Source organism: Carboxydocella sp. JDF658 (genome assembly GCF_002049395.1).
In the GTDB taxonomy this organism is placed as follows: Bacteria; Bacillota.
This window is the reverse complement of sequence record NZ_BDLR01000015.1, coordinates 30,753-51,276: the sequence shown is the minus strand read 5'-3', so window position 1 is coordinate 51,276 and position 20,524 is coordinate 30,753. Positions and strand designations below refer to the sequence as shown.

Below are 20,524 nucleotides of genomic sequence, written 5' to 3'. Positions count from 1 at the left end.
TTAACTAAAACTTCCCATCTTTTCTGTGAACCCGGTCACACCAGAAAAATAACCCCCTTGCCCCAAGATAGTCTCCGGGGAGGGAGACAAAAAGGGGCAAGAGGGTTATCAGCCTTTTAATCCTCCATTGTAGAAAGGTCACCGGTGGGCAGGCCCAGTTCCCAGGCTTTCAGTACCCGCCGCATGATTTTACCGGAACGGGTCTTGGGCAGTTTATCCCGCACTTCGATTTCTCTGGGCGCAGCATGAGCTGCCAGACCTTTTTTAACAAATTGCTTAATATCTTCTTCCAATTCCGGTGTCCAGGTATAGCCTTCCCGTAAGGAGATGAAGGCCTTGATGATTTCACCCCGCAGCGGATCGGGTTTACCGATAACCCCTGCTTCTGCCACAGCCGGATGTTCTACCAGTTTGCTCTCAACCTCAAAGGGACCAACCCGTTCACCGGAGGTGTTGATGACATCATCAACCCGGCCCTGGAACCAGAAATAGCCATCTTCATCTTTGTAGGCGGAGTCGCCGGAAATATACCAGGGCTCCAGGCGGAAATACTCCTTGTATTTCTCTTCATTCTTCCAGATGGCCCGCATCATGGAAGGCCAGCCTTTACGAATGGCCAGGTTACCCATTCGATAGGGAGGCAATTCATTCCCCTGATCATCTACAATTGCCGCATAGACTCCCGGGAAAGGTCTGCCCATAGAACCGGGCTTGATGGGCATGCAAGGATAGTTACAGATCAATTGACCGCCAGTTTCAGTCATCCACCAGGTATCATGGATGCGGATACCGAAGACCTTCATCCCCCAGCGAACTACTTCGGGGTTAAGAGGTTCTCCGACGGAAAGAATGTGACGCAGACTGGACAGGTCATATTTCTTGACCAGTTCATCACCCGCTGCCATCAACATCCGGAAAGCAGTAGGAGCACTGTACCAGACAGTTACCCCATATTTTTCGATAGTCGCATACCAGTCATCGGGACTGAACCGGCCACCCCGAATCACACTGGAAGCGCCATTGAGCCAGGGACCAAAAATCCCGTAGGAAGTACCGGTTACCCAGCCAGGGTCAGCGGTACACCAGTAGATATCCTCTTCCTGCAGGTCCAGTACCCACTTGGCTGTTTGATAATGCTGAATCATGGCATTATGGACATGCAATACCCCTTTGGGCTTGCCGGTAGAACCTGAGGTATAGTGGATCATCATCGGGTCTTCCCGGTCTACCCAGACAATATCGAATTCCCGGGAAGCCTCTTCCATCAGCTTTTCGAAACTATGGAAACGGGGATCGGTTAAGTCCTCATTTTTGGCACCAACCAGGATTACATGCTTTAATGCTGGCAAATTGGGCAAGTCCACCCGTTCCAGCAGTTTAGGAGTAGTGAAGAGGGCAACCGCATCGCAATCCTGCATCCGGTCCCGTACTGCATCCATCATAAAGGCTTCAAACAGCGGACCGCAAATGGCGCCGATCTTAAGAATGCCCAGTACAGCAAAATATAGTTCCGGACTGCGCGGCATAAAGATAAAGACCCGATCTCCTTTTTCAATGCCCAGCTTCTTCAGAACATTGGCAACCTTATTGGACATGAATTTCATGTCCTGGAAGGTGTATTTTTCATCCCGTACCCCATCACTGTAATAAAGAGCCACTTTATTTTTGCGCCAGGTCTCGCAGTGGCGGTCAACACACTCATAGGCCATGTTTACTTTGCCGGTAGTATACCAGGAAAATTCCTTTTCAACATCTTCCCAGCGAAAATTTTTATAGGCTTCTTCATAATTTTCCAGGTTGTGCTTCCCCGGACTGGGAGCCAGAATTTCATGTTTCTCCATCGATCCATCCCCCTGTTCTTTTTTATTTTGGTCCCTGCTTACCTCTCATCACTCACCGGAAAAGTTTGTACAACCCTCCTTCCCCTTCTCCCCTGCTGGTTCGATATTTCTTATAGGTATTGTAGCATCAATTTTAGAAAATCGAATGGGTTTGGCGGTGAATAACCAAAAATTGGCCTTTGCCCGCCAATTGTTCTTCTGACCGTTCAACTTCGCTTTTTGTCCCCACTGAGAAACCATTCAAACCAAAAAAGCAGCCATTCACCTGTGGAAATGACTGCTTTTTAAAAATCTTTGATTTTTCTTATTCATTGCAGTTCAACCATTCAGCTTAATGAATGGTTGCTCAACGGGTCATTTCCAGGGCCAGAACTTTACTGCTGCCGGAATCATCCATAGTGACCCCATACAGAATGTCTGCCGCTTCCATTGTCCCTTTGCGGTGGCTAACCGCCAGAAACTGTACCCGGTCACTAAAGTTTTTGACATATTCAGCAAAACGGGCAACATTGGCCTCATCCAGGGCTGCCTCGATTTCATCCAGGACCACAAAGGGACTAGGCCGTACTTCCAGGATAGCAAAGAGCAAGCTGATGGCAGTCAGAGCCTTCTCTCCCCCGGAAAGCAGAGAAAGCTGCTGGGTTTTTTTGCCCGGTGGTTGAGCGATTATATCCACCCCGGTAGTCAGTAAATTCTCAGGATCAGTCAACTGCAAACGGGCTTGACCTCCCCCGAATAATTCCGTAAATACCCGGCTAAAATGTTCAGCTACCTGAGCAAACGTTTCGGCAAAACGCTGAGCCATTATAGCTTCCATTTCGGCAATCACATCATACAGGGCAGCCTTGGCTTCTTTCAAGTCCTGGGCCTGGTTTTGCAGGAAAGTATAACGTTCTTGAATGCGCTGGTATTCCTCGATCGCACCGATATTGACTTGTCCCAGTTCTGCCATCAGGGCCTTCAATTCTTTGATTCGGCGCATTGCTTGCTTCAAATCAAGACCTTGATAGGCGATAACCTGTTCCTGGTTAAACACCATGCCAAAGTCATCCCAGAGGCGCTGGGTAATATTTTCCCATTCGGCCTCCTGGCGGGTACGTTTCAGTTCCAGCTGGTGGGCAGTCCGTTCCAGTTCTTGCAACCGCTCCTGGCTGGACTGCCACAGTCCCAGCAATTTTCTTTCCTCTATTTGCAGGGTTTGCCGCTTTTGACGCAGTTCCTGCAGTTTTTCTCTTACCCTTTCCGTCTCCTGCTGCAGTTTTGCCCATCGTTCCGCCAGCTCGTTCTTTCTTTGTTCTAATGCTTCGCCTTCCTGTTCCAGTACGGCTAGATCCCGCTGGATTTGCTCCAGCTGCTGAAGGCGCCGTCTCCGTTCCAGACGCTGACGTACATCTATAGTTTTAAGACCGGTTAATTGTTGCTCTACCTGGGCCAATTCCACCTTCAGCTCAGTCTGACGCGCCATCAGATTCTGCAATGCTTTTTCCTGCTCTGCCAGCCGGATGTTTTCAGCTTCGATAGCATTACCCGTCTCCTGTCGGACTGTTTCCAGTTCAGCTGCCTTTCTGGCTAGAGAATCCAATTCACGCTCGACCTGAGTATATTCCCGCTGACAGCTCTCCAGATTCTGAAGCAGCTGCTCTCGCTGCTCTTCCAGCTCCTGGCATCTACTTCTCGCCTCCTGCCAGTCACGCTGGGCTTCAACCAGTTTGAGCCTTAGCTCTGCCGTCCTGGTTTCCAGTTCCTCCTTTTGCTTCTGATTTTCCCTGAGGCTGGAGCGGATTTTCTCAATCTGTTTTCTCAGTTCTTCCCGCTCTCCGTTGACCTGTTTAGCTGCCTGGTTTATTTCCTCCAGTTCCCGGGCCCGCCCCAGCAAATTGGCATTGCGACGCTGATAGGAACCACCAGTCAAAGAACCCCCGGGGTTTAACATATCCCCGGCTAGTGTCACAATCCGATAGCGAAAACCGGTGGCCCGGGCCAGCCCCAGAGCAGCATCCAGGTCCTGGCAGACAATAATACGGCCCAATAAATTATTGATCACCGGCCGGTATTTTTCCGCATAACTCACCAGGTCAGCCGCAACCCCAATTACCCCTGGCCGTTTGAGCAGGGTTGCCTTTTCCTCCTCTCGTAAAGTGGAAGCGGTAACAGTGTTTAAGGGCAGGAAAGTGGCTCTACCCAGGTTATGGCCCTTCAGATATTCAATGGCTTGCTTGGCTCCCTGATCCGTTTCTGTTACCAGATACTGCAAAGCACCGCCCAGTGCCACTTCAACAGCAATTTCGTATTCCTGGGGCACCTGTAACAGCTCAGCCACTACTCCGCAGATTTCCTGGCAGGCGGGTTCGCCTCTCTGGCGACGCAATAACAATTCTCTCACTGCCCGCTGGTAGCCTTCATAATCCTGTTGCATATCAGCTAAGACCCTGGCTTTAGAGGCGAGGAGTTGCCATTGTTGCTGTTTCTGGTTAAAAATCTCTTCCAGCTGGGCCAATTCTGCCTCCATCTCTTTCCTGCTCTGCGCAAGGCCAACCTGTCGACTTTCATGTTCTTGCCTTCCTTGTTCTAACTCTTGCTGCCATTTTTGACTCTGTTTTTCCCGGGCCTGCCAGGTCGTTATAGCTCTATCAATTTCCTGTATCTGATTCCGCAAGTGCTCAATCTTCTCTCTGAGACCAGCCAGGCGAATTGCCCCGGCAGTTTGCTGTTGCTCCAGTCTGGTCAGCTCATTTAAAGCTTGAGCCGAGCTGTCCTTCTGGCTAACCAGGGCTTGCCTGATGGTATCCAATTCTTTTTGCAAACTCTCTGCCCGCTCATTTACGGCGGCCAGCTCAGATTGCAATTGCTGACGTTTTCCTTCCAGCTGCTGCACCAGCAGGGCATCAGCCGCTGCCGTTTCACCACTGTCTGCCAGCTCTGTCTCGATTTCTTCCAGCTGACGTCGTAACAGGGTAGCTTGTTCCTGCCGTCCCTGCTTCTGAGTAGAAAGGACCTGGAGCTGCCCCTGGGTGTGTTCTCCTTCCGAAAGCAAGTTGGTATATTTATCCTGAATAGCCTGTAATTCCGCCTCCAGGGGTTCTAATTCCCGCTGAAACTTTTGCCGGGACGCTTCCACCCGGGCCAGGGCAGCAGCGGCTTCCTCCCGGGCTGTTTCCAATTCCTGAACCTGGCATTGCAACTCAGCCAGTTTCTCTCTCACCTGCTGGCCCTGCCTTACCAGACAACCGATTTCCAGCTCCTGTTCTTCCCGCTGGTAGGCCAGATATTTTTCCGCCACTTCAGCCTGTCGGGCCAGCGGTTCCAGCTGTCCTTCCAGTTCGCTGATAATATCTTCCACCCTGACCAGGTCAGCCTCAGTTTCCTGCAGCTTTTTTTCCGCTTCCAGTTTGCGCATGCGATAACGTACAATCCCGGCAGCTTCCTCGATGATTGACCTCCGGTCTTCCGGCCGGGCATTCAGTATTTCTTCCACCCGGCCTTGACCGATGATGGAATAGGCATCCCGTCCCAGCCCGGTATCCAGAAACAGCTCATGGATGTCTTTCAGGCGGCAGGGAGTCTTATTGATCAAAAACTCCGACTCGCCATTGCGATAGACCCGCCGGGTTACTGTAATTTCATTAAACTCCAGGGGAAAGCGGCCATTGCTGTTATCCAGAGTGAGGGAAACTTCCGCCATACCCACCGGTTTGCGCTTCACGGAACCGGAAAAAATCACATCTTCCAGGCGAGAGCCGCGCAGGTTTTTTACGCTTTGCTCTCCCAGCACCCAGCGGATGGCATCAGCTATATTGCTCTTACCACTGCCATTGGGACCAACAATCACTGTTAAACCACTGTTAAAAGCTAGTTCCACTCGATCAGCAAAGGACTTAAACCCCTGAATCTCCAAGCGCTTTAGCAACAAGGGCTTCATCACTCCAGTCTATCAACTTATCTCCCCACCGAATTGTTCCCCGCGGCAAAGAGCCATCTCCTAAAATTCGTGGTTTTATGTTAAATTTCCTGCTTAAGTAACAAAGATTAACACCATGCTGACCCCGCAGGTTAGAAAAATCACGAGGATTGACAAATAGGGGCTGGTTAGGATCTACTCCCTGCTGAAGCAAGCTTTCCAGCAACCAGAGGAAAATCCGGCTATCGACAATTTGTCCTAATGCCGGATGATAACAGCCAGCCAGCACGCTACTACCAGGCACCAAATCCTGACCAGGCTGTAACCCTATCCGGATCACCGGAATGCCCCGGGATTGAAAAATAATTTTCAACCTGGCCGCTGTATCCACCGCCAGGGCAAAATCCCAGGGCTGAAAGGTGCTGGCCTCCAGCTCCCGGGCCAGCGGCGTCCCGGCCAGCACTACCAGAGGATAAATTCTGACCAGGTCAGGAGCTACCGCTGCCAGTCGTCTGGCTCCTGCCACTGCAGTTTGGGGTGTCTCTCCCGGCAGCCCCGGCAAAAGCTGGATACCGATTTTTAAACCAGCAACATGCCCGGCGAGAATGGCTGTAATAACATCGGCTGTCCTGTATCTCCTGCCTGCCCGGGCCAGCACCTGGTCATCCAGAGACTGCACTCCCAGCTCCACCGTGGTGACCCCGTAGCTCTTCAGCCATAGCATTTGCTCAAGGTTAATGGCATCCGGCCGGGTGGAGAGGCGGATAGTGCTGATTTTGCCCCGCTGCCGCCAGGGCTGAAGGCTCTCCAACCAGGCCACCTGCACTTTTAAAGGCAGGGCAGTGAAACTGCCACCATATAGAGCCAGTTCCACCGGTTCCGGTCCAGCGGGTAAAAGGCCGGGCAAATCCTCTGGTAAAAGAGGTTTGACCCGGCCAGTTATAGTGTGCTGGTTACAAAAACTGCAAGCCTGTCCACAGCCCAGCTGCGGAATAAACAGGGGTAAAATATGTTGTTTCGCCATTTATTTCTTCAATCCTTTCCAGGCACCCTGATCCCGCAGCTTAATCAGGGCTTCATGGGCTGCTTCCTGCTCTGCTTCCTTCTTGGTCTTACCCTGGCCCACGCCCCAAACTTGCCCGCCGATACTCACACCTGCGGTAAAAACTTTATTATGGTCCGGTCCTTCTTCCTTTAGCAGAGTATAATGCAGTTCCTGCTGGGTGTATTGCTGAATCCATTCCTGCAACTCGGACTTAAAGTCCCCGTGCTGTCCACCCTGGGCTGCATAATGATCTATTGTATCCTTCAGCTGCTGCAATACGAAGGCCCGGGCCCGTGTAAAGCCTTGATCAAGATAGATCGCACCGGTCAAAGCTTCAAAGGCGTCGGCCAGAGCGGCAGGCCTTTCCCTGCCTCCACTCTTTTCTTCTCCCTTACCCATTGCCAGGCACTGTCCCAGATTCAAGCGCCGGGCCACAGCGGCCAGAGAAGGCTCACAGACCGAAGCAGCCCGGATTTTGGTCAGTACCCCTTCCGGGTAATCAGGATAGGTATTATACAGGTAATCGCTGACCACCAGTTCCAGCACCGCATCTCCCAGAAACTCCAGCCGCTGGTTGTGTTCCTGTCTCTGCTTGCGTTCATTGGCATAGGAAGTATGGGTTAAGGCAATGGTCAGCAATTCAGGTTTATTCCAGGTAAAGCCCAGTTGTTCTACCAGAGCCGCAAGAGCGCGTGGATCTCCCTGCATTGTTTCTACCCCCGGAACTTCTTTAGAATAATAGTCGCATTGTGCCCACCAAACCCGAGGGAATTGGAGAGAGCCGCTTCCACCGGCATTTGCCGTCCCTGATTGGGTACATAGTCCAGGTCACATTCCGGATCAGGCTTTTCCAGATTAATGGTGGGTGGTACAAAATCTTCGGCAATAGCCAGAGCGCAGATAGCTGCCTCGATTCCCCCGGCTGCACCCAGCAAATGGCCAGTCATGGATTTAGTGGAACTGACCGCCAGCCGATAGGCATGTTCGGCAAAAACTTGCTTAATCGCTATGGTCTCGCATTTATCATTTAGAGGCGTGGAAGTGCCATGGGCATTGATATAATTGATCTCCTCCGGTCGTAAGCCCGCATCCAGCAGCGCCTGGGCCATAGCCGCTGCTGCTCCAGCCCCTTCCGGGTCTGGAGCGGTAATATGACTGGCATCACAGGTACAACCATACCCGACCACTTCAGCATAAATCCGGGCTCCACGGGCCAGAGCATGTTCTAGAGTCTCCAGTACCAGAATCCCAGCTCCTTCGCCCATGACAAAGCCATCGCGCTCTATATCAAAGGGACGACTGGCTTTGCTCGGCTCTTCATTGCGGGTGGACATGGCCTTCATAGCACAAAAACCGGCAAAAGCCAGCGGAGTAATGGGAGCTTCTGTACCCCCGGTAATCACCACATCAGCATCGCCCCGTTGCACAAGCTTGAAAGCATCGCCAACGGAGTTGGTAGAAGAGGCACAGGCAGTCACAGTAGTGATATTGGGCCCCTGAAAACCAAACTGGATAGCAATTTGACCGGCTGCCATATTGGCAATCATCATCGGCACGAAGAAAGGACTAACCCGATTGGGTCCCTTTTCCAGCAAGACCCGGGTCTGTTCTTCAAATGTTTCCATGCCGCCAATCCCGGAGCCCAGAATTACACCTACCCTTTTTTTATCCACCTGTTCTAAGTCCAGACCAGCATCCTGTATAGCCATAGCTGTGGCTGCAACAGCAAACTGGCTGAAGCGATCCATGCGCCGTGCCTCTTTTTTATCAATCCACTGCTGGGGATCAAAATTATCTACCTGTCCAGCAATGCGGGTAGGCAAAGCGGATGCGTCAAAACGGGTAACCGCCTTGATGCCGGAGACGCCATTTTTGATATTGGTCCAGAATTCTTCCTTACCGAGGCCATTGGGGGCAATTATCCCCAGTCCTGTTATAACTACCCTTTTTTTCATGTCTTCACCTCTTCCTTTATTTCCGCCACTTCAGCCAGCAGCCGGCGGAAAATCTCCTTTACCGGCAAAATTTCTTTGATTTTTTCCACCATTTCTCCGGAGAAAACCAGGGCTTTACTAAAATCTCCACCTCTGGTAGCCTCGGTCAGAGCCGCCATAATGCAAAAACGGCGAGAACATTTTTTCAAGCAATTAACGCATTTTTCGATGGGAGCTCCGCCTTCGGCAGCCAGTTTCTGCGTAAAAGTGCTTTTCAGACCACGTCCCGGCAAGCCCACAGGGCTGTCGACCAGAATAACATCCTCATGCTGGGATTTTAAATATAATTGCTTGAACTCATCGGAAGCATTGGATTCCACACTGGCCGCAAACCTGGTTCCCATTTGCACCCCATCTGCGCCCAGGCGGAAAGCCTCCACTATATCTTTTCCATCCACAATCCCCCCAGCGGCAATCACCGGAATGTGGACGGCTTTTTTCACCTCCGGTAAGATTTCCCGAATGGAACGCTCGGTTCCCAGATGTCCCCCTGCTTCTTTTCCTTCGACAATCACAGCAGCTGCACCCATTTTTTCTGCCATCACAGCCAGCCGAGCAGAGGAGACAATGGGTACAATCGGTATTCCACTGCTTTTACCCCAGGCAAACATATCCCGGGAAAAGCCTGCACCAGAAACTATCAGGTCAATTCCTTCCTCTATGGCTGCCTTGACCAGACTGGCAAATTCTCTGGCTGCAAATAACACATTAACACCGATAATGCCCCGGGTCAAGTCCCGGGCCTTACGTATTTCAGCTTTCAGCTCTTCTATGCTCATACCTGTCCCGGCTATCAGGCCAATTCCGCCTTCATTAGCTACTGCAGCAGCTAAAGGAGCGGTGGATATGCGCACCGCCATGCCGCCCTGGACAATGGGCACAGGGGCGATTAGATGTCCAATTTTCAGCTCCGGCAGTTTCACGGTTGTCTGCGCCTCCAATCTTTTTTTAAAAAAGTCCCGCAGCAGGCTACGGGACTTTTCCGCCTTGCACCACTACTGGCGCTCATTGATGTAGTTTACAGCATCACCAACAGTGCGGATTTTTTCCGCATCTTCATCAGGAATTTCCAGTCCGAATTCCTCTTCAAAGGCCATGACCAGCTCTACGATGTCCAGAGAGTCAGCTCCCAGGTCATCGATAAAAGCTGCTTCCATGGTTACTTCCTCTTCTTCGACACCCAGCTGTTCCACGATAATTTTCTTTACTCTGTCAAATACGCTTGCCATCGCTTCCATTCACCTCCTTCCCCAACTACATGACCATGCCGCCATCTACATTTATAACCTGACCGGTGATGTAACTGGCCGCCGGTCCAGCCAGGAATAAGGCTACAGCGGCTACATCTTCCGGTTGACCCAGCCGTTCCAGGGGTATCTGAGCCAGCAGCTCTTCCCTGACCTTTTCCCCCAGTACCCCGGTCATATCCGTCTGGATAAACCCAGGAGCAATAGCATTACAGGTAATTCCTCTGCTGCCCACTTCCCTGGCCACCGATTTGGTAAAGCCGATAATCCCTGCCTTGGCAGCTGCGTAATTGGCCTGGCCTGCATTACCTGTCAGGCCGATCACTGAAGTAATATTGATGATACGGCCAGAACGCTGTTTCATCATCGACTTTAGAACCGCCTTGGTGCAGAGGAAGACCCCGGTCAGGTTGATATCAATTACCCGCTGCCAGTCTTCTCGTTTCATCCGCAAAAGCAGACCATCTCTGGTTATCCCGGCATTATTGACCAGGATATCGATGCGTCCAAAATCTGAAAGCACCTGGTTCACCATGTTTTCTACCTGTTCAGGCTGGGAGACATCGGCCTGTACCGCCCGGGCCCGACGGCCCATGGCCTTGATTTCATCCACTACTGCTTGCGCAGCATCTGCACTACCGGAATAATTCACCACCACATCAGCTCCGGCCTGGGCAAAAGCCAGAGCAATGGCGCGCCCAATGCCCCGGGAGGCACCGGTTACCAGGGCAACTTTGTTTTCCAGCACCATTTTATCCAACCTCCCGCAACTCTGCAAGGGTGCGCTGGAAAGATTCTGCATCTTCCACGGCAAACACCCTGACCCCTTTATTTATTTTCTTAATCAATCCGCTTAAAACTTTTCCAGCTCCTACCTCAACGAATGTATCCACTCCAGCTGCCACCATGGTCTGGATGCAATCTTCCCAGAGTACGGATTTTTGCACCTGTAACAATAAGGATTGTTTCAGCATTTTGGGTTCTGTCAAGATCCGCCCGGAAACGTTGACCACTACCGGCACCTGCGGTGGATAAAACTCTACCTCATCCAGAGCAGGAGCCAGGCCCCTGGCAGCCGGTAACATCAGGCTGGAGTGAAAAGGTCCGCTGACATTTAAAGTCACCACCCGTTTAGCCCCTCTGGCTTTGGCCAGCTCCATAGCCTTTTCTAGAGCCGCCTTTTCCCCGGCAATGACAATCTGCCCGGGGCAATTGAAGTTAGCAGGTTCAACTACTCCCAGGGTTTCAGCTTCCCGGCAGACAGCTACTACCTGTTCCCTCTCCAGGCCCAGGATCGCTGCCATTCCGGCGGTTCCCGGAGGTGCTGCTTCCTGCATCAGTTCCCCGCGCCGCCGCACCAGCCGTAGAGCATCAGCAAAGGACAGCACTTCTGCTGCTACTAGAGCTGAATATTCTCCCAGACTGTGTCCAGCTACCATTGCTGGTTGAATCCCTGCCTTGGCCAGTACCCTTAATGCTGCTACACTGACTGTGAGCAAAGCCGGCTGGGTGTTGGCTGTTCTTACCAGTTCCGTTTCCGGACCGTTAAAGCAGAGTTCGGAAAGCTTAAAGCCCAGGACTGCATCAGCTTCCTGAAAGACAGCTGCTGCTTCCGGATAAGTCTCAGCCAGGTTTTTGCCCATTCCTACATACTGGGAACCCTGGCCCGGGAAGACAAAAGCTAGTTTCATCCTCCCAACCCCCTCAGCCGGCTGTGGACAGCTTCAGCTTCCTGCACAATCTCCCGGATGATTTCAGCAGCAGGTTGAATTTTCTTGACCATCGCTGCTACTTGCCCGGCCATCAGGGAGCCATATTCCACATCTCCGTCAATCATGGCCGCCCGCATTTTGCCTACTCCCAGTTTTTCAATCTCTTCCGGCGGGGCGCAGCGCTTTTCCATTTCCTCAAACTGACGAGCCAGCTTATTCTTGATTACCCGGACCGGATGCCCGGTGCTACGCCCGGTAACTACTGTATCCCGGTCTTTAGCCTTAAGGATTTGTTCTTTAACTGCGGGATGGATGGTACATTCACTGGCACACATAAATCTGGTTCCCATTTGTACCCCGACAGCTCCTAAGGCCAGAGCCGCCAGAAATTGCCGTCCATCAGCAATACCGCCAGCAGCTATTACCGGTACCCTGACTGCATCTACCACCTGGGGTACCAGAGCCATGGTCGTCAATTCTCCCACATGTCCGCCGGACTCCGTACCTTCGGCGATGATGGCATCCACCCCCTGGCGTTCCAGGCGCTGGGCCAGGGCCACTGAGGCCACCACCGGAATTACTCTGATCCCGGCTTCTCTCAGAGCTGGCATGTAAACCCCGGGATTTCCCGCTCCGGTAGTCACCACTGCCACTTTTTCCCGGACAATAACCTCCATCACCTCTTTGACATGAGGGGACATGAGCATCACATTGACACCAAAAGGTTTACTGGTTCTTTCTTTAACCTGGCGAATCTGGTCCTGAACCCACTCCGCCGGAGCATGGCCGGAGCCGATAATTCCCAGTCCACCGGCTTCGGAAACAGCGGCTGCCAGTTCGGCAGTAGCCACCCAGGCCATACCTCCCTGGAAAATGGGATATTCAATTCCCAGTAAATCACATAAGGGAGTTTTGAACAACATTCTTTTCCCTCCTCTCCCGTTTTAACCCCAGCGCAGGGTGATCGCTCCCCAGGTCAGTCCAGCGCCAAAACCGACCAGAACCACATAGTCGCCTGAAGAAATTTTCCCTGCTGCTACCGCCTCTTGCAGTGCCAGGCCAATGGAAGCTGCTGATGTGTTACCATAACGATCAACATTAACATGAACTTTTTCCATAGGTAATTCCAGGCGTTTAGCAGCAGCTTCAATAATGCGGATATTGGCCTGATGGGGTATAAAATAATCTATATCGGCATAAGTTAGGCCTGCTTTGCGAATAGCCGCATCTGCTGCATCTCCCATAATGCGCACTGCAAATTTAAAAACTTCCCGGCCATTCATATAAATCTTGTTGAGTCGCTGAGCCAGTACCTCCGGAGTAATGGGCTGGCGGCTTCCGCCTGCCGGCATATACAGCAATTCAGCCCCGCCGCCATCAGCCCCCAGTTCGAAGGATAAGAACCCATAACCGGGCTGTGCAGGGGTCAGCACTGCCGCTCCGGCCCCATCACCAAACAACACACAGGTATTGCGGTCAGTCCAGTCTATGATCCGGGACAGTACTTCTGCACCAATCACCAGCACATTCCGGTAAAGACCGGTCTCAATAAACTGGGCTCCTACCGTTAAAGCGTAGATAAAGCCGGTACATCCCGCCGATAAGTCCATGGCTGCTGCACGGCTGGCCCCCAGGGCAGCTTGCACCAAACAAGCTGTAGCTGGAAAGGGATAGTCAGGGGTCACAGTGGCCACCAGAATAAGGTCCAGTTCATCCGGGGAAAGCCGGGCCTGGGCCAGGGCCTCCCGGGCTGCCTCGATGGCCAGATGGGAAGTGGCCATCTGCTCAGGGGCAATCCGCCGTTCCTTTATCCCGGTTCGGGTCTGAATCCATTCATCATTAGTATCCACCATTTTCTCCAGATCGAAATTGGTCAAGATCTGTTCCGGCACAGCAGCACCGATGCCGGCAATGGTAGCTCTCAGTTTATTTTCCCTCATCGTACTCATCTCCTAAACGGCTAATAATTTCTGTTACTTGTTGCTCAACACAACGCGCTGCTACTTTGATAGCATTTTTAATCGCCCGGGCATCAGAACTGCCGTGACTGATGATAGTTATTCCCTGTAATCCCAGTAATGGGGCACCACCATATTCCCGGTAATCCATTTTTTCCTTCAGGGCAGTAAAAGCTGGCTTCATCAGTAATCCACCCACCTGGGCCAGGATGGACTGCGCAGCTGCTTCTTTAATCATACCCAGCAAAGCTCTGGCTAATCCCTCTGCTAGTTTCAATACTACGTTACCGGTAAAACCATCACAGACAACGACATCAGCCACTCCCATGGGCAGGTCGCGCCCTTCCACATTGCCTATAAAATTTAGTCCTGACTGCTGTTTCAGTAACTGGTAGGCTTCCTGCACTACCGGAGTCCCTTTGCTCTCTTCCTCCCCGATATTCAACAAACCCACTCTGGGATTAGGGATAGCCAGGATTTTTTCTGCATATATACTGCCCATCCAGGCAAACTGCAACAGATTACTGGCATCTACTTCGGCATTAGCCCCTACATCCAGCACCAGACAGCGGCCCGTCAGGGTCGGCATGACTGTGGCAATAGCCGGCCGGTTAATCCCCTTAATACGACCATAGCCCAGCAAACTAGCAGCCATGGCGGCACCGGTATTACCGGCAGATACAAAGGCTGCCCCCTTTCCTTCTTTCACCAGTTTCACGCCAACAACCAGTGAGGAATTGCGTTTTTTCCGGACTGCCTGGCCGGGATGTTCATCCATCCCGATTACCTCCGGTGCATCCACAATTTCAATCATCAGTCCATCCCCACCGGCAGCCGTTACTTCCTCCCGCAGCTGTTCAGCCGGACCTACCAGAATTATACCCAGATTGAGCTCCCGGCACGCAGCCACTGCCCCTTTTACTATTTCCCGGGGAGCATGATCCCCGCCCATTGCATCAACTACGATTTTCATTGGCATCCTCCTCCAGGGCAAATACCACAAACAGGCCTTTTAAAACATCCTGGCCTTTAACCGAAGATGTTACCTGAATATAATAGCGGTTTTGCTTGATTTTTACTACTTCGGCCCGGGCGATAACCCGCTCGCCCAGCCGGACAGGGCGCAGGAAAGAAACCCGGACAGTCCCGGTTAGAGCCAGCGGCGCATCCACCAGCGCTACGGCCAGGGAGTTAGCCTGGGCGAAGAGCAGATGGCCCCGGGCAATCCCGGTACGGCTGAAAACCATGTTGCTCTCAATAGTCAGGAGGGATAGTCCCTTTTTACCCAGTTCCAGCTCGATTAGCTCCCCGACTAGATCCGTGTCTGCCAGCGCCTTGAGTTTGCTCCATTGTCCTTCTGCCAGTTGTTTCATGCGTTCCCTTACTTCCGGGATACCCAGTTCCAGCCGATCCAGGCGGATGGTCTGAACCGACACCCCAAAGAGCTGGGCCAGTTCCTCATCAGTGCTGAAGGGTGAATGCCGAATATGTTCTGCCAGTAACTGCTGACGTTCATCTTTTTTCAAAGGTCTTTCCATCAATAAGCACCTTCTCTTATTACCTGGTACTAATAGTAGTATATATAATCTTCTCAAAATATGCAAGTCATTATAAAAAACAAGAGACCGATCCACTCCGGATTGGTCTCTAAGTTTCATTTATAGATTGCGAGTAAACCTGTAAGCCGAGTTCTGTCGAGGATGGTCATCTATCTGGGACGACTGTTGCCAGCCGCCTCTAGCAACCTACCCGGGAGCAGGCCGGGCCAGCCTTCACGCTCCCCTATTCGGTCTTGCTCCGAGTGGGGTTTACCGAGCCGGTTAGTCACCTAACCGCTGGTGAGCTCTTACCTCACCTTTCCACCCTTACCTGGCTCATGGGCTCCGGCCTCGAGGACTCCGGCCTCTCGTAAGCCAGGCGGTTTGTTTCTGTGGCACTATCCTTGGAGTCGCCTCCACCGGACGTTATCCGGCACTCTGCCCTATGGAGCTCGGACTTTCCTCAGGAATCCGCCTTTCGGCCTTGATTCCCGCGACCATCCGGTTTACTCGCATAAGAATAATACCATGAACGATGTTCTTTAACAAGAAAAACTTTTAACCATTAATGGTAAAAACAGCATCCACCGATAAATTCCCGCAAAACACTATTGTTTGGGACCACATCTGTCGGTGCTGCCAGGAAATAACGTAACAGTTCCAGCAAACGTACTGCCTCACTGTATTCAGCCTGATCAGGAGTGATTTGCTGCAAAAGAGGTTCAGCCAGATTTTTCAGCACTGCCAGCTCATACACCAGACCGGAATTGAAAACGAAATCTGCTTCTTCCTGAAAAGGGAAAATATTGCGCTCTTCCCCCCGCCGTACCGCTGGCCACATGGCAATGGTGCTGGCAGCCGAATTACCCCGGAACTGGGCATCGCGGCAAATGCGGCGCAGCAAGCGGATATCCGAGGAATGGATTTGATTGGTTTTGTCAATATTGACATGGGTTAAAGCACTCACATAGATCTTAATTTTCTGAGAGAATGGCACCTGAGCCGTCAGCCGCTCATTCAAACCATGAATACCTTCGATGATTAGAACCTGACGGGGTTTTAGCTGCAGTTTGTTCCCGGTCCACTCTCTGCGGCCTGTAACAAAATTGAATCTGGGAATTTCCACTTCCTCACCAGCCAGCGGCTGGACCAGATGCTGATTAAAGAGGGGCAAATCCAGGGCATCTATGCTCTCGAAATCATAATTTCCATTTTCGTCCTTCGGTGTATCTTCTCTATTGACAAAATAATCATCCAGGGAGATGGCCAGGGGTTTGATGCCACTGGCCAGCAACTGAATACGCAGGCGCTGGGTAAAGGTGGTCTTGCCTGAAGAAGAGGGCCCGGCCACCAGTACCAGCTGGGCCTGTTCACAGCAGGCACTAATAGCCTCCGCAATTTCGCTGATTTTCTTTTCATGTCTGGCTTCTGCCACCAGAACGAGGTCGGCAAACTGCCCGGAACCAATGATTTTATTGATATCTTCCACATTATGTAAGTCCAGGTTGCGAATCCAGTCTTTGCTTTCATCATAAACCAGAGCCAGTTTTTTCTGTTCGTAAAAGGGCACCACCTGGAAGGGGTTTTGTTTATCAGGTAACTGTAAGACAAACCCCTCCAGATAGGGTCTGAGGCCAAAAACGGTTAAATAGCCGGTGCTGGGCACCAGAAAACCGGTAAAATAATCATAGATCTCTCCAAACCTGGCTAATTCCACCTCACCTCTAACACGATTCCGTAAAATCCGGGCTTTATCAGTGTGCCCCTGCTGTAATAAAATCTGATAAGCGTCTTTTTTACTGCCTTTCCAGGTGGTAAAAGGCAAGTCGGCAGCGACCAGTTCCCGCATTCTTTTTTCCAGAGCCAGCGCTGCATCTTCGAGGTCAAGGGGGCAGGCGGGCCGGAATTCACAATAGACCCCGGCACCCAGGGAATGTTCGATGCTGATCTGGCACTCGGGAAATAACTGTTTGGCAGCAATGGTTAACAAAAAATAAAGACTGCGGCGGTAAATGCGCAAACCTTCATCAGAAGTTAAATCTACGAATTCGATTTTATCCTGCTCCGGGTCAATTTCCGCTGTCAGGGGTTTTAGTAAATTATTGACTTTGGCTGCTACAATAGGGGAACGAGGGATAATATGCTGTTGTTTTAGATAATCAGCAACTGTGATAGTTGTTGCCAGCCCCTGTTTTAATTCCGCTTGTGCCATTGGTTTTCCTCCCCCGGTTTCTCTGGTTTCTCAAGCTTCAAAACTCGCCTGCCTGTCCATGGCCTGGTTGGCCAGAGCATCGGCCCGCTGGTTCTGTTCTCTCGGTATGTGCTGGTAAGTGACCTGGCGAAAATTTCGGGCCAGCTCCTTAACCCGGGCAAAGAGAGGTTTTAAACCCTCATTTTTAACCTTATAGATTCCTTTCAACTGACGAATCATCAGTTCACTATCAGCCTTCACCACCAGCTCAGTCACCCCCAGGGCCTGAGCTGCTGCCAGTCCCTTGATCAAAGCCGTATATTCAGCTATATTATTGGTTGCCAGCCCGAGAAAATGACAGCCTTCGGTCAGCACCTCTCCCTCCGGGTTTAGCAGTACCCAGCCGCAACCCGCTGGACCGGGATTGCCCCGGGAGCCACCATCGGTAAACAGAATTGCCTTCATGACCAAGCCTCCTATATTTCCTGCCAGGGTTCCTTTTCCCTGGTGGACTGAATGATTTCTACAATCGCCCCGGCGCCGGCGGCCTTCTGCTGTAATTCCCGTACCCAGCAGGGTAGATAGAAGGCTTCAGTGGCAAAATGCCCGGCATCGATAAAACTCAACCCCATCTGCAGCATGTCCTGAGCCTCATGGTACTTGACATCTCCAGTGAGTAAAACATCAGCTCCCTGCATTTTTGCCCGGGCTGCCAGGGAAGCCCCTGAGCCGCTGCAGAGGGCGACTTTTTTCACGGTTTGCTCTGGACTACCACCTAACCGCAGGCGGGCAACCGACACAATTTCCTTGATTCTGGCTGCCAGCTGAGCCAGGGTCAGGGGCTGGGATAAAAGTCCAATTCGCCCCAGTCCCAGAGCCGGGCCCTCATTGAGGAGAGGATAAAGATCATAGGCCACTTCCTCATAGGGATGAACCTTCAGCATGGCCTGCAAAACCCGTTTCAGTTTGCTTTTGGGACAAATGGTTTCCAGCCGGTATTCCTCTGCCCGTTCCAGTTGCCCTACCTGTCCCAGATAAGGATTTGTGCCAGTTAATGGTAAAAAAGTTCCGGTACCCTGGGTTTGAAAAGTGCAATGGGAATAGTTGCCGATATGACCAGCTCCGGCTTCTGCCATCGCCAGCCGCACTGCTTCCTCATGGCCAGCCGGTACAAACACCACAATTTTAATATACTCTTCCCTCCAGCCGGGTTCCAGCACCTGAATATCCTGCAAGTTCAGGGCCCGGGCCAAAGTGGCATTTATCCCCTTTTCAGCACTATCCAGGTTGGTATGGGCACTATAAACAGCAATGTTATTTTGAATCAAACGAGCCAGCAACCGGCCAGCCGCCGTATCAAAGCGAAGATTTTTCAAAGGTCTGAAAATCAAGGGATGATGGGTTACCAGTAACCCGGCTCCTTGCTCAATAGCCTCTTCTGCTACGGCCGGTGTGCAATCAAGGGCTACCAGCACTTTATCTGTTTCAGCCCCTGGATCCCCTAACATTAAGCCCACATTATCCCATTCCGCCGCCAATTTGCGGGGAGCCAGTTCTTCTATCCAGCTGATGATTTGCCCGATTTTAGCCATGCTTCCACCTCCCCCAATTGTTCGAGGAATTTTTCCATTTCCCTGCTTCTGGCCAGCACCTTTGGATTGTGAGTTTGTCCCAGGGCAGTCAGTACCTTGCGGGTCTCATTTTTCAGCTTCTCCAGATAAGGGAGTAAAAGGGGATGTTTGCGGGCCAAGAGCGCCGGCCCAAAGACTCTGGTAATCTGGGATGAAAAGGGCTGCGGCCAGTGTTTCTCCTGGTGACCATATTTAATAATTTGATAAAACTTGCCCTCTTCCTGCAACAACTCTTCATCCAGAACAAACCAGCCCCAGGCTGCCAGTTGTTCCCGTACCAGGGGTATATCCGTCATCGGCTGCAAAATCAGGTAACTACAGGCTTCCCGCACCATCGCACCGGCAGTCAAAATCTGAATCATCGTCTGGCCGCCCATGCCAGCGATAATAATCCCATCTGCTTCACCCGGACGGAGAATGGTTAAACCATCGCCCAAACGCACAGAGATACGGTCCTGTAAGCCAGCCTTAATCACTCTCTCCATTGCCAGTTGATATGGTCCCCGGTGTACATCACCGGCTATTGCCCGGGGGCAATGATCCGCTGCCACCAGCGCGATGGGTAAATAGGCATGATCGGTACCGATGTCGGCCGGAACCGACCCAGCCGGTACCATTCTGGCAATGGCCGTAAGCCGTCGGGAAAGCTCCATTTTGCTACCTCCGCCGTTGTTTTTTCTGCCATAAATACAAGAGCGCTATTACCAGCAGGGCTGTACCTAAAAGGAAATAATTGGCGGTATGAAGATAAGCTGTCAGCTTATCCCAGTTTTCTCCCAGCAGATAGCCCAGATAAGCTAAAAAATAGGACCAGGGCAAAACTCCTAGCAGAGAATAAAGAGTAAAGCGCAGAAAATCCATCCTGGCTATCCCTGCCGGCAATGAAATAAAAGTCCGAATACCAGGCAATAAACGGGTAACAAACACCGTTATTTCTCCTTTTTCCTCAAACCAGCGATCAGCCAGTTGCAAATGATGGCGGGAAATCAGCAGATATTTGCCGTATTTCTCGATAAACGCACGGCCCCCAAAACGTCCTGCCAGATAGGCCAGCCAGGAGCCAACCACATTGGCCAGTGCCCCCAGTAGCCCTACCCACCAGAAGTTGAGTTGTCCCCGGGCCGCCAGTAAGCCCCCAAAGGGCATGATAATCTCACTGGGTATGGGTATACAGGCACTCTCCAGCACCATTCCAATGAATACTGCCAGATAGCCATAACGGGCCACTTCCTCCATAACCCAGTTAGTAAACGTTTGCCACACTTCCTCTCACACCCTTTCTCATACCAAGTATATCACACTCTCCGGCGAGAGGCCAATCACAGCAGCAACTGGCGTAACTCCGTCACCGAAGCAGCCAGAAAGTCAGGCCTAGCCGCTGTCAGCTCTGCCACACTACCATAACCGTATGTAACTGCAATGACTTTAATACCATTTTCCCGGGCCCCAATCACATCATGCTCCCGATA

18 protein-coding genes and 1 other RNA gene are annotated in these 20,524 nt (G+C 51.6%); all 19 read right to left on the bottom strand.

Features of this window, described 5'->3' with window-relative positions; translation table 11 throughout:
* Nucleotides 1-116: 116 nt before the first annotated feature.
* The 19 genes from acsA to JDF658_RS03025 all read right to left on the bottom strand — a co-directional run bounded on the left by acsA (nt 117) and on the right by JDF658_RS03025 (nt 20,318).
* Nucleotides 117-1,841, bottom strand: a complete 1,725-nt coding sequence (acsA, locus tag JDF658_RS03120) for an acetate--CoA ligase (RefSeq protein ID WP_079906447.1) — start codon at nt 1,839-1,841, stop codon at nt 117-119.
* A 346-nt stretch (nt 1,842-2,187) separates the two neighbouring features.
* The gene (smc, locus tag JDF658_RS03110) at nt 2,188-5,748 is read right to left on the bottom strand and encodes a chromosome segregation protein SMC (protein WP_159446542.1); all 3,561 of its coding nucleotides are present in this window, start codon (nt 5,746-5,748) and stop codon (nt 2,188-2,190) included.
* Entirely contained in the window at nt 5,717-6,763 is a 1,047-nt protein-coding gene (locus JDF658_RS03105) for an elongator complex protein 3 (RefSeq protein ID WP_079906444.1), read from the bottom strand. The genes smc and JDF658_RS03105 overlap by 32 nt, the downstream gene beginning before the upstream one ends.
* Entirely contained in the window at nt 6,764-7,492 is a 729-nt protein-coding gene (rnc, locus tag JDF658_RS03100) for a ribonuclease III (protein WP_078665120.1), read from the bottom strand.
* Between the two features lie 5 nt (nt 7,493-7,497).
* Nucleotides 7,498-8,739 carry a beta-ketoacyl-ACP synthase II gene (gene fabF / locus JDF658_RS03095; protein ID WP_079906443.1) on the bottom strand — a complete coding sequence of 414 codons (1,242 nt, stop codon included), beginning with the start codon at nt 8,737-8,739 and terminating at the stop codon, nt 7,498-7,500.
* Nucleotides 8,736-9,701, bottom strand: coding sequence for a nitronate monooxygenase family protein (locus tag JDF658_RS03090; RefSeq protein WP_078665122.1), 966 nt, complete (start codon nt 9,699-9,701; stop codon nt 8,736-8,738). Before JDF658_RS03090 ends, fabF begins: the two co-directional genes overlap by 4 nt.
* Nucleotides 9,702-9,773: 72 nt before the next feature.
* The gene (locus JDF658_RS03085; RefSeq protein WP_107754271.1) at nt 9,774-10,007 is read right to left on the bottom strand and encodes an acyl carrier protein; all 234 of its coding nucleotides are present in this window, start codon (nt 10,005-10,007) and stop codon (nt 9,774-9,776) included.
* Nucleotides 10,008-10,032: 25 nt separating this feature from the next.
* Nucleotides 10,033-10,776: a 3-oxoacyl-[acyl-carrier-protein] reductase gene (gene fabG, locus JDF658_RS03080; RefSeq protein WP_079906442.1), complete on the bottom strand. Its 744-nt coding sequence runs from the start codon at nt 10,774-10,776 to the stop codon at nt 10,033-10,035.
* A gap of 1 nt (nt 10,777) precedes the next feature.
* Nucleotides 10,778-11,716, bottom strand: coding sequence for an ACP S-malonyltransferase (gene fabD, locus JDF658_RS03075; protein WP_079906441.1), 939 nt, complete (start codon nt 11,714-11,716; stop codon nt 10,778-10,780).
* A complete protein-coding gene (gene fabK / locus JDF658_RS03070; protein WP_078665126.1) occupies nt 11,713-12,660 on the bottom strand; it encodes an enoyl-[acyl-carrier-protein] reductase FabK in 948 nt (315 codons plus the stop codon). Before fabK ends, fabD begins: the two co-directional genes overlap by 4 nt.
* Before the next feature lie 21 nt (nt 12,661-12,681).
* Nucleotides 12,682-13,677: a beta-ketoacyl-ACP synthase III gene (locus JDF658_RS03065; protein WP_078665127.1), complete on the bottom strand. Its 996-nt coding sequence runs from the start codon at nt 13,675-13,677 to the stop codon at nt 12,682-12,684.
* Entirely contained in the window at nt 13,664-14,668 is a 1,005-nt protein-coding gene (plsX, locus tag JDF658_RS03060) for a phosphate acyltransferase PlsX (protein WP_079906440.1), read from the bottom strand. The genes JDF658_RS03065 and plsX overlap by 14 nt, the downstream gene beginning before the upstream one ends.
* Complete coding sequence (gene fapR / locus JDF658_RS03055) at nt 14,652-15,233, bottom strand: transcription factor FapR (RefSeq protein ID WP_079906439.1); 582 nt, start codon at nt 15,231-15,233, stop codon at nt 14,652-14,654. The genes plsX and fapR overlap by 17 nt, the downstream gene beginning before the upstream one ends.
* Nucleotides 15,234-15,359: 126 nt before the next feature.
* Nucleotides 15,360-15,746, bottom strand: an RNA gene (rnpB, locus tag JDF658_RS03050) — RNase P RNA component class A.
* Nucleotides 15,747-15,798: 52 nt separating this feature from the next.
* The gene (locus JDF658_RS03045) at nt 15,799-17,445 is read right to left on the bottom strand and encodes a nucleoside kinase (RefSeq protein WP_079906438.1); all 1,647 of its coding nucleotides are present in this window, start codon (nt 17,443-17,445) and stop codon (nt 15,799-15,801) included.
* Nucleotides 17,446-17,475: 30 nt separating this feature from the next.
* Nucleotides 17,476-17,889, bottom strand: coding sequence for a ribonuclease HI family protein (locus JDF658_RS03040; protein ID WP_079906437.1), 414 nt, complete (start codon nt 17,887-17,889; stop codon nt 17,476-17,478).
* Between the two features lie 11 nt (nt 17,890-17,900).
* Nucleotides 17,901-19,016, bottom strand: a complete 1,116-nt coding sequence (locus JDF658_RS03035) for a Nif3-like dinuclear metal center hexameric protein (RefSeq protein ID WP_079906436.1) — start codon at nt 19,014-19,016, stop codon at nt 17,901-17,903.
* On the bottom strand, nt 18,983-19,708 hold the full coding sequence (locus JDF658_RS03030; protein ID WP_079906435.1) for a class I SAM-dependent methyltransferase: 726 nt from the start codon (nt 19,706-19,708) through the stop codon (nt 18,983-18,985). The genes JDF658_RS03035 and JDF658_RS03030 overlap by 34 nt, the downstream gene beginning before the upstream one ends.
* Nucleotides 19,709-19,712: 4 nt before the next feature.
* Nucleotides 19,713-20,318 (bottom strand): DedA family protein, encoded by a 606-nt coding sequence (locus JDF658_RS03025; RefSeq protein ID WP_242946601.1) that lies wholly within the window; start codon nt 20,316-20,318, stop codon nt 19,713-19,715.
* Between the last annotated feature and the right edge of the window lie 206 nt (nt 20,319-20,524).

What these genes read in the sequence shown, in the direction of transcription:
- fabD (WP_079906441.1), bottom strand. Translation starts at nt 11,716, where the DNA reads ATGAAACTAGCTTTTGTCTTCCCGGGCCAGGGTTCCCAGTATGTAGGA.
- fabK (WP_078665126.1), bottom strand. Translation starts at nt 12,660, where the DNA reads ATGTTGTTCAAAACTCCCTTATGTGATTTACTGGGAATTGAATATCCC.
- JDF658_RS03035 (WP_079906436.1), bottom strand. Translation starts at nt 19,016, where the DNA reads ATGGCTAAAATCGGGCAAATCATCAGCTGGATAGAAGAACTGGCTCCC.
- JDF658_RS03040 (WP_079906437.1), bottom strand. Translation starts at nt 17,889, where the DNA reads ATGAAGGCAATTCTGTTTACCGATGGTGGCTCCCGGGGCAATCCCGGT.
- fabG (WP_079906442.1), bottom strand. Translation starts at nt 10,776, where the DNA reads ATGGTGCTGGAAAACAAAGTTGCCCTGGTAACCGGTGCCTCCCGGGGC.
- acsA (WP_079906447.1), bottom strand. Translation starts at nt 1,841, where the DNA reads ATGGAGAAACATGAAATTCTGGCTCCCAGTCCGGGGAAGCACAACCTG.
- plsX (WP_079906440.1), bottom strand. Translation starts at nt 14,668, where the DNA reads ATGAAAATCGTAGTTGATGCAATGGGCGGGGATCATGCTCCCCGGGAA.
- JDF658_RS03065 (WP_078665127.1), bottom strand. Translation starts at nt 13,677, where the DNA reads ATGAGGGAAAATAAACTGAGAGCTACCATTGCCGGCATCGGTGCTGCT.
- rnc (WP_078665120.1), bottom strand. Translation starts at nt 7,492, where the DNA reads ATGCAGGGAGATCCACGCGCTCTTGCGGCTCTGGTAGAACAACTGGGC.
- JDF658_RS03085 (WP_107754271.1), bottom strand. Translation starts at nt 10,007, where the DNA reads ATGGCAAGCGTATTTGACAGAGTAAAGAAAATTATCGTGGAACAGCTG.
- JDF658_RS03045 (WP_079906438.1), bottom strand. Translation starts at nt 17,445, where the DNA reads ATGGCACAAGCGGAATTAAAACAGGGGCTGGCAACAACTATCACAGTT.
- fapR (WP_079906439.1), bottom strand. Translation starts at nt 15,233, where the DNA reads ATGGAAAGACCTTTGAAAAAAGATGAACGTCAGCAGTTACTGGCAGAA.
- JDF658_RS03105 (WP_079906444.1), bottom strand. Translation starts at nt 6,763, where the DNA reads ATGGCGAAACAACATATTTTACCCCTGTTTATTCCGCAGCTGGGCTGT.
- fabF (WP_079906443.1), bottom strand. Translation starts at nt 8,739, where the DNA reads ATGAAAAAAAGGGTAGTTATAACAGGACTGGGGATAATTGCCCCCAAT.
- JDF658_RS03030 (WP_079906435.1), bottom strand. Translation starts at nt 19,708, where the DNA reads ATGGAGCTTTCCCGACGGCTTACGGCCATTGCCAGAATGGTACCGGCT.